Source organism: Anaerostipes hadrus ATCC 29173 = JCM 17467 (genome assembly GCF_030296915.1).
In the GTDB taxonomy this organism is placed as follows: domain Bacteria; phylum Bacillota; class Clostridia; order Lachnospirales; family Lachnospiraceae; genus Anaerostipes; species Anaerostipes hadrus.
Genome location: NZ_AP028031.1, coordinates 2,221,846 through 2,236,002 on the forward strand (window position 1 = coordinate 2,221,846; position 14,157 = coordinate 2,236,002).

At 37.4% G+C, this 14,157-nt stretch carries 13 protein-coding genes; 1 reads left to right on the top strand and 12 read right to left on the bottom strand.

The window, feature by feature from the left end; translation table 11 throughout:
- Positions 1-62: 62 nt before the first annotated feature.
- The 11 genes from QUE18_RS10670 to QUE18_RS10720 all read right to left on the bottom strand — a co-directional run bounded on the left by QUE18_RS10670 (position 63) and on the right by QUE18_RS10720 (position 11,527).
- Entirely contained in the window at positions 63-944 is an 882-nt protein-coding gene (locus tag QUE18_RS10670; RefSeq protein ID WP_009203627.1) for an aldose 1-epimerase family protein, read from the bottom strand.
- 19 nt (positions 945-963) lie between these two features.
- On the bottom strand, positions 964-1,896 hold the full coding sequence (gene pfkB, locus QUE18_RS10675; protein ID WP_009203626.1) for a 1-phosphofructokinase: 933 nt from the start codon (positions 1,894-1,896) through the stop codon (positions 964-966).
- 2 nt (positions 1,897-1,898) lie between these two features.
- Positions 1,899-2,948 (bottom strand): galactitol-1-phosphate 5-dehydrogenase, encoded by a 1,050-nt coding sequence (locus QUE18_RS10680; RefSeq protein WP_009203625.1) that lies wholly within the window; start codon positions 2,946-2,948, stop codon positions 1,899-1,901.
- 22 nt (positions 2,949-2,970) lie between these two features.
- Positions 2,971-3,825 (bottom strand): tagatose-bisphosphate aldolase subunit GatY, encoded by an 855-nt coding sequence (gene gatY, locus QUE18_RS10685; protein ID WP_008393248.1) that lies wholly within the window; start codon positions 3,823-3,825, stop codon positions 2,971-2,973.
- A gap of 88 nt (positions 3,826-3,913) precedes the next feature.
- Complete coding sequence (locus QUE18_RS10690) at positions 3,914-5,278, bottom strand: PTS galactitol transporter subunit IIC (protein ID WP_008393247.1); 1,365 nt, start codon at positions 5,276-5,278, stop codon at positions 3,914-3,916.
- A 151-nt stretch (positions 5,279-5,429) separates the two neighbouring features.
- Positions 5,430-5,708: a PTS galactitol transporter subunit IIB gene (gatB, locus tag QUE18_RS10695; RefSeq protein ID WP_008393241.1), complete on the bottom strand. Its 279-nt coding sequence runs from the start codon at positions 5,706-5,708 to the stop codon at positions 5,430-5,432.
- A gap of 2 nt (positions 5,709-5,710) precedes the next feature.
- On the bottom strand, positions 5,711-6,172 hold the full coding sequence (locus tag QUE18_RS10700; RefSeq protein WP_008393240.1) for a PTS sugar transporter subunit IIA: 462 nt from the start codon (positions 6,170-6,172) through the stop codon (positions 5,711-5,713).
- 215 nt (positions 6,173-6,387) lie between these two features.
- Complete coding sequence (locus QUE18_RS10705; RefSeq protein WP_009203624.1) at positions 6,388-8,484, bottom strand: BglG family transcription antiterminator; 2,097 nt, start codon at positions 8,482-8,484, stop codon at positions 6,388-6,390.
- 63 nt (positions 8,485-8,547) lie between these two features.
- Entirely contained in the window at positions 8,548-9,711 is a 1,164-nt protein-coding gene (locus tag QUE18_RS10710) for an ABC transporter permease (protein ID WP_009203623.1), read from the bottom strand.
- A complete protein-coding gene (locus tag QUE18_RS10715; protein WP_009203622.1) occupies positions 9,689-10,393 on the bottom strand; it encodes an ABC transporter ATP-binding protein in 705 nt (234 codons plus the stop codon). The genes QUE18_RS10710 and QUE18_RS10715 overlap by 23 nt, the downstream gene beginning before the upstream one ends.
- A gap of 12 nt (positions 10,394-10,405) precedes the next feature.
- On the bottom strand, positions 10,406-11,527 hold the full coding sequence (locus tag QUE18_RS10720) for an efflux RND transporter periplasmic adaptor subunit (RefSeq protein ID WP_242852719.1): 1,122 nt from the start codon (positions 11,525-11,527) through the stop codon (positions 10,406-10,408).
- A 194-nt stretch (positions 11,528-11,721) separates the two neighbouring features.
- Here QUE18_RS10720 and mnmL point away from each other — a divergent pair, with 194 nt between their 5' ends.
- Positions 11,722-12,639 (top strand): tRNA modification radical SAM protein MnmL/YtqA, encoded by a 918-nt coding sequence (gene mnmL / locus QUE18_RS10725; RefSeq protein ID WP_009203620.1) that lies wholly within the window; start codon positions 11,722-11,724, stop codon positions 12,637-12,639.
- A gap of 100 nt (positions 12,640-12,739) precedes the next feature.
- On the opposite strand, the gene QUE18_RS10730 is transcribed toward mnmL, so the two are convergent.
- Complete coding sequence (locus QUE18_RS10730; RefSeq protein WP_009203619.1) at positions 12,740-14,149, bottom strand: ATP-binding protein; 1,410 nt, start codon at positions 14,147-14,149, stop codon at positions 12,740-12,742.
- Between the last annotated feature and the right edge of the window lie 8 nt (positions 14,150-14,157).

Consider the following 14,157-nt stretch of genomic DNA (forward strand, 5'->3'; position numbering starts at 1 on the left):
TTGTATATGGATTTAATGAGGTTTTTCTACTAAGATTATGCGATATTGCTGTTTTTTATTTTCTATAATATATTGATGTGAAATTCGTATTCTTTCACTTCCCCTGCCTGTGCATACTGGATATTTCGTTTTTCTTCGAATTTATCACCTTCATCGCTGCAGGTTGAGAGTCCGATCCATGGTTCCAGCGCTACGAAATCTGCTTCTTTGGCTGTTGACCATAGGATCAGATATGGGAACTGGTTAAAGTCTATGCGGATTCCTTTGTTATGTTTTTTACTCTTTAATGTGACTGCTCTGGATTTCAGCTGGTCTAAGATGACTGCGTCTACGGAGAACAAATCATGTTTTAATGGTAATGTGTCTGTGTCTTTTAAGAATTCGCTTCTGTGTTCCATGTCGATCAGTCCAGTTTCTGTGACTGGAGTTGGAACGGTGCAGGTTTCTTTTTGCTCAAAAACTAATTCGTAGTCTTCGTAACTTTCCTCTTTATAGAGTGGGCAGTGGAATCCTGGGTGTCCTCCGATCTGAAATGGCATGATTTCTTTGTCTTTATTTTCAATAATATATCTGGTTGTGATCTTCTTACCTTCCAGGATATAGTTGATTCCCAGTTTGAATTCATATGGATACTGAGCAAGCATTTCTTCGTTGCTTTCAATCTCGAATAAGATGCTGTTTTCTGTCTGCTCAACACACTTGAATTCTTTTTTTCTTACGACACCATGTCTTGGCATGTTTGTCTGTTTTCTATTTCCAATCTGTGCTTTATCATCTCTGATGCTTCCACAAATTGGAAATAGAACTGGTGCCTGTCCGGACCAGTACTCTGGATTTCCTTCCCAGAGGTATTCCACTCCATCATTGTCTTTGATGGAATGAAGTGTTGCTCCCTTGGATTCGAAGACCACGGTGAGTTTTTTATTTTTTAATGTATATTCCATATTGATCTTCCCCTGTAAATTATAATTTCTTGATCTCTACCTGTGGAAGGATGTTTTCTACATCTTCCTTGCGGATATGTCCTGTTTCTGGATTGATTGCATTGGCTGCGGATACGGCGATCGCATAGGTCAGGGCATCCTGAATCCCTTTTCCTTGTTTGAATGCGACTGCAAATGCTCCCACCATAGAATCTCCACATCCTACGGTATTGACTGCTTTTAATTTCGGTGGTTTACCATGGAAGATTCCTTCTTCACATACGACTAAAGCTCCATCTCCACCTAAAGATACAACAACATATTCGATTCCGTATTTCTCACGCATTTCTTTGGCTGCATCGATCGTCTGATATCTATTTTCGATCTTGATACCAAGTAAAGCTTCTAGTTCTTCGTCATTTGGCTTAACCATTGTTGGTCCTGCTTTGATTCCTTCTTTTAAGTAATCTCCACTCGTATCTAAAATGACTTTCTTTCCCTTGTTTTTGATCATTTTAACTAATGTTGCATAGATGTCTTTTTGAACCCCGGCTGGTATGCTTCCTGATATTGTGATGATATCGCTTTCGTCAACAATTCGGTCAAAATCTTCTAAAAACTGCTGTATTTCTTCTTCACTGACTGGTGCTCCAGGTTCTAAGTATTCTGTAGACGACTCATCTTCTGCCAAAATGTTGATGCAGCTTCTTGTCTCTGACTGTGTTTTTGTAAATCTGCTTGGGATTCCATCTTTCTTTAACATGTCTTCCACATAAGCTCCGTTAAATCCTCCGGCAAATCCTGTTGCTAACACTTCTTCTCCACAAAAATCTATGATTCTTGATACATTTAATCCTTTTCCGCCTGCAGAATTGACACATTTCTGGACACGTGCAACCGTTCCTGGTACAACAATGCCTTTGATATAGTATGCTTTATCTACAGATACATTTAATGTTACCGTTGTAATCATAATTATGCCTCACTGTCAATTAAAATCTTACCTTTTACAGTTCCTGGTGTTTTGTACATTTCGAATGCTTCATCAATCCTGCTTAATGGTATCTTCTTAAAGATTAAAGAATCTTCAAATTTTAACTGTCCTGTCTTGAAATAATGTGCTGTTAAGATCCATTCTTTTCCTGGAAATGGAGCACTATATGACATCCATGAACCTGTTAATGTAAATTCTTTTCGATTGATGTTTTCCCATTCTTTTACGGAAAAGTTTAATTCTCTTGTCGGTGTTCCGATAAAGCATACACTAGCTTTATTTGCAGCCAATTCGAATGCATATTTCATTGTTGTAGTCATTCCAGCTGTTTCATAAATATACCCGAATCCTTTTCCATCTGTTACTGCCATTGCCTGATTCATAAAGTCTTCGTCTAAAGTGTTAATTCCTTCATCTACCCCTAATTTTTTCGCTAATTCAAGTCTTTCTGGACTAATATCAAATACAACAACTTTCTTTGCTCCAAAAATCTTTGCCCATTGTGCTGTGAATAATCCGATGGTTCCCCCACCAAGAATCGCAACGCATTCTCCTGCATGATAATCCACTCTGTTTAATCCATGAAGTGCGACAGTTGCTGGTTCAAAGAATGCCCCTTGTTCGAAGCTTACTTCATCTTCGAATTTGACTGCATTCTTTTCTGGAACTGTTACATATTCCGCAAAACTTCCAAATTCTCTAGATCCAATAAAGCTGTAATGCTTACACAAAGAATAATTTCCTTTCTGACAATCTTCACATTCCATACATGGTACCAATGGAACCCCGGCAACACGATCACCTTTTTTTAGTGTTGTAACTCCTTCTCCAACTTCTTCAATCGTACCTGAAAATTCATGTCCTAATACATTAGGGAAGAAATGACATGCATCTCCGTTTACTCGTGGTACGTCTGATCCACAGATTCCTGTATATTTTACTTTAATTAAAACCTGCCCTTTCTTTGGCTGTGGTTTTTCAATTTCTTCATAACGAATATCATTTTTTGCGTGTACAACTCCTGCTTTCATGCTTATTCTCCTTTCTGATGTATTAGTTTGCTTTTCCTACACTCTTGCATACTTTCATTTTGGACATAACGTATTCTTTGACACATTCTTTTCCTGCTGCATTGTATTTCTTAGGGTCAATGACATCTGGATTTTCTTCAAATACTTTTTCAACTCCGTTTGTAAATGCAATTCTTAAATCTGTTGCATAATTTACTTTACAGATTCCTCGATTTACACACTCTGTAACGGTTGCATCTGGTACACCGCTTGTTCCGTGTAATACTAATGGAATATCAACAACTTTACGAATTTCTGATAATCGATCTAAGTCAAGTTTTGGTTCTCCTTTGTATACACCGTGCGCTGTTCCGATTGCCACAGCTAAGGATGTAACTCCTGTTTGTTTTACAAATTCGACAGCCTGTGCTGGATCTGTATATGGGTTGTCATCTCCACCATCTAAGTCATCTTCTTTTCCTCCAACTTTACCAAGTTCTGCTTCAACTGGAATTCCTGATGGTGCACATGCATCTGCAACTGCTTTGGATACTGCAACATTTTCTTCAAAACTTCCGTGAGATCCATCGATCATGATAGATGTGTATCCTGTTCTGTATGCCTGCATTGCTAATTCAAAACTGCTTCCATGGTCTAAATGCATGGCTACTGGCACGCTTGCTCTTTCTGCTGCTGCTTTTACATTTGCTAGGAAGAAATCTAATCCTGCATATTTAACTGTAGATGGTGTTGTCTGCATGATAACTGGAGATTTTAACTCCTCTGCTGCTTCCATAACCGCCATGACCATTTCCATATTCTCTACATTGAAAGCCCCAACTGCATAATTTCCTGCCTGGGCATCTAATAACATCTGTTTTGTTGTAACTAAAGGCATCTCTTTTTCCTCCTCTAAAGTTCGGGGCAGACTTTTTTAAGTCCGCCCGTTCATATATTTACACTTTTATATCATTGTTTGCTTGTTTTTAATATTCGCTTTCTTTTAAAGCTGCTGCTCTCTGTTTAGATCCACGAACTGTAAAGATCATGCAAATCACATAAATGATTCCGATAATTACCAGTCCTTTGATGTTCTGCTGTGTCACGATCTGTGTATACAGATATGTGATTGGACTTCCACCCTGATCAAGTGCTGCTACCTGTGAAGCTCCGTTTGTTAGGTTTACAGATTTCGCTAATGCTGTTGTCCAAGGGATTGCCTGACTTGCGATCCAGATGGTTGTGAACATGATCACACATCCTGAAATCAATGATCTGAATAAATTTCCTCTATGTACTGCTACTGCGATACCAATGAAGAATCCGATTGTTGCTAAATCACCAAATGGAAGGATTGTATTTCCTGGCACGATGATCGCGATCAAGATTGTTAATGGAATGAAGATCAGTCCAACTGTTACGACTTCTGAATCTCCAAGGATGATTGCTGGGTCAAGTCCGATATAAAATTCAGCTTCTCCAGACTGAGATTTCTTTGTTAAGATTTCTTTCATTCTTTCTGATAATGGCATTAATCCGTCCATGATACATTTTGTGATCTTAGGCATTAATACCATAACGGCTGACATCTTGATACCTAGCTGGAATGCTGCTGAGAAATCATATCCAGCTAAGGCTCCTACGATTGCACCAAGGATACCACCGATAACGATAGGCTCTGCTAATACTCCAACTTTTTCCTGTAAATTATCGATTGAAAAATCAATTTTATTTAATCCAGGAATCTTCTCAATAATTGCATCAATTGCAAATGCAAATGGTGCCATCCATGTTCCTGTTCCATGAGGTACAGTGATTCCGTCTAATTCAAAGTAATCTTCCATTAATGGCGCATAAAGATCACCAAATTTATAAGCAATGATAGCATGAACAACAACTCCACCAATACCGATCGCAAAGTTTCCTGTGACTGCATATGCGATCGCTCCTGTAAATGTCATATGCCAGATATTCCAAATATCAATATTAACTGTTTTTGTAAGTTTTAATACTAACATGATAATGTTGACTAAGATCGCGACTGGAATCGCAACAGTTGCGATACTTGATGCCCATGTGATTGGGGACATTCCTGGCCATCCAAGGTCTACAACACTCATGCTTAATCCAAAGTTTTTAGACATCTGCTGTGCAGCTGGTCCAAGGTTCGCGTTCATCATGTCTACGATCAGTCCTAATCCTACAAAACCCACACCAACCATCAAACCTGCACGAACCGCTTTACCAATTTTTACTCCTACGATAATACTTAAGATCGCAATTACAAGTGGAAGCATTGCGGACGCTCCCATATCAATGATGTAATTGATCATATCTCCAAAAATTCCCATGTTTGTCTCTCCCTTTTTTTTGATTTTATTCTATATTTTTACATATATCTTTATAAAAAAACCATTTTAAAATAAACGTTTCAAATAAATTTTATATTCATTTCTTATGTCTTTTTAAAATGGTCTCTTACGTCTAGTCTTTTCTTTCATCTTACTTATTTAATACTTCAAGAATCTTAGCTTTTGTCTTATCTACACCTAATCCTGATACAAATGGCATTCCTGTAATAAGAGGTACTCCAAAGTCTCTTTTTACCTTTGATGTTGTCACGATCAGATCTGCTGGAAGATTAGATGCGATCTCTGAAATTCTTACCTGTGCGATTTCGATATCAATGTTATTTTCTTTTGCTAATTCTACGATTGCGTTTGCTGCGATTGTTGATGTTGCGACTGCTCCTCCACATGCTACGATTACTTTCTTCTTCATAATTATATATTCTCCTTTTCTTTGATGATTTCGATGATTTCTTTTGCGTCTTTTGCTTTGATTAATTTCTTTAATACTTCCTGATCCTGAAGGACTGCCAAGATTGCCTGTAATAATTCAAGATGTCCTTTCTCATCAACTGCCAGCATGAAAATGACTTGTGCATTTACATATTCATCATCCGTTCCCATCTCTACAAATTCGACTGGTTGTTTTAATGTTGCGATTGCAATTCCTTTTTTGTTTACATGGCTTACGTCTGTATGTGGAATTGCGACTCCTTTTTCTCCTGTATTGATTCCTGTTGGAAATTCAGCTTCACGATCTTTTAAAGCCTGCACATAACTTTCTTTGCAATACCCTTGTTTTACAAGTTTTCCTCCGAGTGCTTCAAAAATGTCATCGCTTGATTTTGCTTCGAGTCCCGGTATGATCAGTTCTTCCTTCAGCTTTTCCCAAACCATTTTTGTGACTCCTCCTTTTTTCTCTTTTCTACTCTATTTTTTGTTACTTTGAAGTGACGTCCTTTCGATGGTTTTATTATATTATGGTTGCAAAGAAAAAAACAGTCAAAAGACTTTCCTTGATTTTTGCAAAAATATAAACAGATTGAAAACTTTTCAAAAATCTGTGAAAGGTTTTCAACCTGCTTTACTTTCTTCTATAACAATGTATCTTATTATTTGATACGTATCTCGTATTTCCTTATCGTATCTGCGGCCTCTTCTGGTGTCTTCGCTGCTGCAAGTTCTTCCTTAAACCCACGATTTGTCAGCATATTGACCAAATGAAAGAAGGCTTTCATATGCTTTTTATGATCTTCTGTGCTCATGCAGCAGAAAAATCTTACCTTAGCGATCTCTCCGTCAATATCTTCGATCGTAACAGGTTCTTTTAAGCGGATCAAGTTCATTCCAACTTCATTGCATCCTCTGTCAAATCCTTCATGTGGTAATGCAAATTCTGGAGAGATTATAATGTAGGCACCATTCTCCTTTACATTGTCGATCATGGCATCAATATATTTATCTTCTATCTTGCCTTGATCTAATAATGGCTGTGCTGATCTGATAATCGCATCTCTCCAATCACTACATTCTATGTCTAGCTGAATATCGGCTGCTGTTAATAATTCACATAAAAATGGTTCCTGTATCTCTACTTCAATCCCAAAGAATTCCTGTACTTTTCTTGTTACTTGATTCATCAATGAAGGATCTTTGATAATCTGACTTAATTCATCGATCAATTTCTGTGCATCTTTTTGTGGCAATGCAACTCTTTCCTGAATCGGAATTGGTTCAATCTTATGTTTTTCCTGAATCTCTTCAATCTTTCCATTTACTCTTAAATAATCTTCATCAGAAAATACCGGAGATACAAGAATGTATTCCCCTTCATAGTCTCTTAATGGAATTGTTGATATCACGAGATCAATATTCTGATACTTCTCATTATCCAGTAAATGTGCTGAAACTACATCTACCACATGAAAATCAAAACGATTCCTCATCTTGGCAAGAAGCAGCTGCGAAGTTCCGATTCCTCCGCCACATACGATCAGCACACGGAATTCCACTTCTTTTTTCTTTCTGCGCTCTAGCGCTGCACAAATATGAATTACAATATAGTCAATCTCAATCTCAGATATCTCTCGATCCATAAAATTACTTAGCATATCTTTATACTTTTGAACAACTTCTAAGACCTTAGGATTCTTTTCCACATATTGTTTTAGAAAATCATCCCTCTGTGTTACATTAAAGGAACGCATAATGATAGATTCTAAATGATCTGTCAGATTCTCATAAAACGCAAAATCTCTATTTAAGTTTACACCAAGATCTTTTGAAATATGTTCAATAAATTTTCTTGTAACCAGTTGAAGTCCTATAATCTTTTGTTCTCTTCGCTGTCTTTTTACATAGCTCATACTATCCAGCACACCACATAAGAAATCCACTTCGCCTTTGGCATCTTCTAAATCCCAATACTGACAGATGTATTTTTGAATATCTTTCGCCATTGCATATTTGCTTTTGTTCCCTTCAATTGGTTCTGTCATTACATTTCCATTGCGAATTCTTTCAATGGAAAGCATCAGATATTGAAGTAAATAGTCAAAAGAATCATCCGTCATAAATCTTCCATAGGCATGTTCCTGTTCATTGATGATCTTTTGAAGATTCCTTCGTTCATCTTCACTCATCTTAATTTCCATATTCAGACCTTTAAAAAAACTCCGGATTGTTGAATTTTCTTTAATTCCATTAGAACCTACAGACATTAATCTTAATAAGAATAAACGTTTATCTCCTTCTAATCCTTCAAGTCTTAATCCTTTATTTGAATGTGAGATTACTTTTAATTTTCCTGATTCCAACATTCTTTTGACTTCATCCAGATCATTAATGATCGTAGCACGGCTTACATATAATATATCTGCGATTTGTGATAATGTAATATGATCTTTCGTATTGATCAAAATTGCTGCTGCAAGCATTCTTCGTTCTTCTTTTGATAGTTTGTATGTATAAAAATCTTCCTGCTGTGTTGTCTCTCTCGCCTGACTTATATCTTCTTCCATCACGATTAAGCCGTTACTTCCAAAACGGATCGGTTTGATCTCTTGTTCTTTGAGGTAGTCATTGATATCTTTAATATCATTACGAATCGTGCGTTCTGAAACCTCAAATTTTGCTGCTAGTGTTGAAATCGTGTGATCATTTTCTCTTCGGCCTAACAAATCTAATATTTCTTTTGATCGCTTTTTCATATGATTTTGCCTCCTGTGTAATGTATATATTATAATACATTACGCAAGAGGCTTCAAAATATTTTATAAATTCAACGCTTCGATTGGTTTTAAATTCGCTGCCTTATTAGCAGGATATAATCCAAACACGATTCCAAGTATCGCTGAAAATGCTAATGCGATCAGACTAATTCCTGCTGATATCGTATAATCTGCTGACATTAACTGATTCATTCCAAAAATGGTTGCTGCACTTAATGCGATTCCGATCACACCTCCCATACAGGACAGAACGGTTGACTCGATCATAAATTGAGCCAGGATATCTTTCTTCTTCGCCCCGATGGCTTTTCGGATTCCGATCTCTTTTGTTCGTTCTGTAACGGACACAAGCATGATGTTCATGATTCCGATCCCACCTACCAGAAGTGAGATTCCTGCGATTCCTCCGATCATATATGTCATGGAGTTTGTAACGTCGCTGACGCTGTCTGCGATATCAGACTGATTTGTGATCGTATAGGAATCTTCATCTCCTGTTTTTTCTAACAGGAAGCTATCTACTGCACTTTCTGCCATGTTAAGCATTCCTTCATTTGTTGCAGATACATAAAAACTGCTGATCGTGCTGTTTTGCATGATCCTTTGTGCTGTTGTAAATGGAGTATAGATTACTGAATCGTTGGAGTCTCTCTGAGATGATCCATCTTCTTCTAAGACTCCTATGATCTTGAAGTTTCTTCCTGAGATTCGGATTGTTTCTCCTTCTACATCGGTATGTCCAAATAAGTCTTTGGCTGCTGTGACTCCAATGAGGCAGACTTGCAGCCGGTTATCATTATCTACATCTAAGATATAACGTCCTTTTTGTACACTGATATTTTGAATATCTTCGTATTCCTCTGTAATTCCTTTTAATGTTACACTGGATGAATTTCCAGATGCTTTTGCTGTAGAGCTTCCTGAAATGATCGGTGATACACTCTCGATTGCTGGGTTATTTTCAAGGCTTTTAATGTCACTGGTTGTGATCTTATTGCTTCTTCTGCTTGTTACCGTTGCTGAGATCACATTGCCGCCTAATTGTGATAATGTGTCACTGACGTTATTTGTCGTACTTTGTACAATCGATACAAGAACTGTAACACTCATCACACCGATAATGATTCCAAGCATGGTTAAGAATGATCTTAATTTTGTTGAACATATAGAAGCAAATGCCATTTTAATTGCTTGTGTGATCTTCATATTCTGCCTCACCTCCTGAATCTTTTATGATCTTTCCATCGCTGATTTGTAGCTGTCGCGGTGCTTCCATTGCCACATTGTTGTCATGTGTGATCAATACGATCGTATTTCCTTCTTCATAAAGGTTATGCAGCAACATCATGATCTCTTTTCCTGATCTGGAATCTAAATTTCCTGTCGGTTCGTCGGCAAGGATCAGGGATGGCTCTCCGACTAACGCTCTTGCGATCGCGACCCTTTGCTGCTGTCCTCCGGAAAGCTGATTAGGTTTGTGGTTCATTCGTTTTTCCAAACCAACTGCTTTTAATGCCTTTACTGCTTTTTCTCTTCGCTTCTTTGTCGGCATTCCCTGATAGATCAGCGGAAGTTCTACATTCTCCAGTGCGGAGAGTTTTGGTAGCAGATGGAACTGTTGAAAGATAAATCCAATCTTTTTATTGCGGATCACTGATAATTCTTTTTCTTTACATTTTAAAATATCTGTTCCATCCAGTGTTATTTCTCCAGAATCCGGGCGGTCAAGGCATCCAAGCATATTCATAAATGTTGATTTTCCGCTTCCTGACTGCCCGATGATTGCCACAAATTCGTGCTCTTTGATCGAAAGTGACACATCATCCAATGCATGAACTTCTTCTCCACCAAGAAAATAAGTTTTCTTTAGATTTTTTACGGATATCATAATGATCACCTCCTACTGTTTTCCACCAGATGACATTCCACCGCCTTGCTTATTTCCACCTTGCATTCCACCACCAGATGGTGCATCCATTCCACCTTTCATATCGGATTTTTCATCAGAGCTGCTACTGCTTCTTGTGATGGTCTTAACCTGATCTCCTTCGCTGACTCCTGATGTGATCTGTGCATAAGTATCATTGATGATCCCTGTCTCTACTTTGGTCTGTGTTCCATTTTCATTGTCATCCGTTACTACTGTTACATAACTTTCCCCGTCTTTTGTCTGGATTGCTGATACTGGGACTAAGACCGCATTTTCTGCTTTGGCTGTTGTGATCGTTGCTGTGACACTCATGGATGGCAAAAGGTCAGCTGCATTACTTAACTGGATCGTGACTGGATATGTCGCAACTCCATCACTTGTTGATCCAACTTTCGATACTTTTGTTACTTTCCCTGTAAATGTCTTATCTTCCACTGCATCTGCTGTTACTGTAACACTCTGGCCTTTCTTGACACTTTTGATATCTAATTCATCAACATTGATCGTTACTTTATAACTGCTTGTTTTCAGTACTTTGCATACACTCTGGCCTTTACTGATCGTTTTTCCTTTTGTGATCGTGCCACTTACGATTCCATTATATTTTGATGTAACTGTCAGGTTACTTCTTTCTGTTTTCAAGGTTGATAACTTCATTGTCAGATCTTTATATTTTCGTACATTACTTGCATAATCATCATCGGATGAATCACTATCTTCGATCGTATCTTCTAGAGTTTCAATCTGGCTTTCTAACTGCGTGATCGAATCTTCCAGATCAGAACTTGTAAGCTTAGCGATCACATCTCCTTTTTTGACTGCCGCTCCGTCTTTTTTAAGAACTGACTGTACGGTGACATCACTGGAAAATGTGACATTTTGCGTTGTTGCTTTTACAGAACCACTTCCTTCTACTGTCTTTTCAATCGTTCCTGTTGTTGCTTTCTGTGTCTGTACCGTTTTTTGTGGCTGCTTTTTCTGGAAGAAGAATTTATAAATTCCAAATCCTCCGCCACCAAGTAATGCTAAAATGATCACAATACAACATAGTTTATGATTCTTTATTTTTGATATCATATTTTTCTTTTCCATATATGCCTCCAATTCATGTGCTGTTTTTGATTTTCTGTTTGTTATTGTAGAAAATCTTTTTGAACATCTCATGATAGTTTTATGAACAGTACGTGTTAATGTTATGAACATTTTGTGACTTGAAAACACTGGAATTTCCACATTTTTCGTGCTATCTTGTAGATAACAAACTTGTAGTTAGGAGTTATGATCATATGAATTGGCATGGAAAACGTTATTATTCGTTTGATAGTTTTTTAAAGAATTATTTTGGTGAGAAAATTTATAAAGTATCCTTAGATGGTGGTTTTACCTGTCCAAACAGAGATGGAACACTTGGAACTGGTGGTTGTATCTTTTGCAGTGAGGGCGGTTCCGGGGATTTTGCTTCTTCAGCTGCTTTGTCTGTGACAGATCAGATCACCGCTGGAATTGAGATGGTTTCTAGAAAGATCGAGAATGGGAAGTATATTGCTTATTTTCAGGCTTTTACGAATACTTATGGTCCGATTGAAAAACTGGAAACTTTGTATATGGAAGCGGTCAATGATCCGCGAATCATTGCTCTTGCGATCGGTACCAGACCGGATTGCCTGCCTGCCGAGGTTTTGGAACTTTTAAATCAATTAAATAAGATCAAACCTGTGTTTGTGGAACTTGGTCTGCAGACGATTCATGAAGAGACCGCTTCTTTTATCCGGCGTGGGTACCCTTTGTCTTGTTTTGATGAAGCAGTTATGAATCTTCATAAGATCGGTGTATTGACTGTTGTTCACCTGATTCTTGGGCTTCCTGGTGAAACGGATGATATGATGCTTGAGTCAGTTCGTTATCTGAATCACCTTCCGATTCATGGGGTTAAATTTTCTATGCTGCATATTTTGAAGAATACGGATCTGGCTGATCATTATGAGGAACATCCCTTTGATGTGTTTACTTTGGAATCTTATGTTGATCTGATTTTGAAATGTATTGAGAATCTGAGTCCTGAGATCGTGATTCATCGATTAACTGGAGATGGACCGAGAGATTTGTTGATTGCTCCTGAGTGGAGTGTTTATAAGCGGAAAGTTTTGAATAGGATTGCGCATGAGATGAAGGTGAAGGATGTTTGGCAGGGGGATTTGTTGTAGATTGTAACCAACTTTTTAATATTTTTCAACAATTGTATGTTACACATGGAATAAAAATATGGAGACGGTTTTCAAAATCTGAAACTGTCTCCATATTTTTTTACAACTGATTCATATCTTCGAATGATATCAGTCTGACATTTTCCTCTTCCTGCTCACGCAACTTTAATTTTTCCGTAAAACCTGATTTTGAAAATATCATATAACTTTGTTTTTGATAATGAAACAATCCACTTCTTTCCTGTAATGTCTCCAATATATCCACATCTGCTGGCTCATTTCTCCACTTGCATTCTCCAAAGATTGCTTCTGAGCCGTTCTCCGCCATTAGGTCAATCTCTTCTTGTCGTTTCTTCTTTGGATTATTTCCCCACCATCGTCCAAATTCACCTGTTGGAAATGGAAGTGTCATATAGATTTGTGGAAAATATAAATATTGCTTGCAGATTTCTTCGAAAATATATCCCATAAAATGACTGATCTGAGGTTTTACAGATACCTCATAGATTGTCTCCCCGATTCCTCTCATAATACCGCTTAAATTCGGTCTGACAAATCGATACCAGAATAAAAACATAAAATCTTCTAAGGTATATAATGTTTTTCTACTTTTGATACCTTCAGTCAATGGTGTTTCTTTCTTAATGATTCCTAACGTTATCAAAGACTGAATCTGTGCGCTGCATCCACTGCTTGCAAGTCCTGTTTTCGTTGCAATTTCATTTAACCTGCTTGCACCTCCTGCAATCGCTGTTATGATTGAATGATAGCTTGATGGATCTTGAAGTTCCTGTTTTAAAAGATTCCCTGGTTCATCAAATAAACGTCCGCTTTCATCAAAAAATAATTTCTTAATATTATCATCCATTGACCAATCATTATGAATCCTTGATAAATACTCTGGAATCCCCCCTGTCACACCGTATAAAACTGCCTGTTCTTCTGCTTTAAAACCTGAAAGCATCTGTCTGGCTTCAAAATAAGTGAAAGGATGTAGTTTAAACTGGGCCGTTCTTCTTCCATATAAGGGACTTTTATACCCTAACACCTGCTCTTCCATAAAACTCATAGAAGATCCACACAGAATCAAAAACAAATTGGAATCTTTCCAACATTGATCAATATGACTTTGTAACATTGAAGAAATCGCAGGATAAGATCCTGCAAGGTATGGGAATTCATCAATTGCTATCACAAGACGTTCTTGATCATCTGTATTCTTACATAAATGATCGATATATGAAAGCAAGCTTTCAAAATCTGGGAATTCTGGCATATAAAATTCTTCATTTTTTTCAGCTAATAACACTTTTGAAATACCTGACAGATTTTCTTTGGATGTACCTTCAACTGCCATATAATATGCGGATCTTTTCTTTTTCAAAAATTCATTGATCAACATCGTTTTTCCAACCCGCCGTCTTCCATAGATAACAACAAACTGAAATTCTTCCTCTTGATACAATTCATTTAACTTCTTAAGTTCACGATCTCTTCCAACAAATCTCATAACATCAT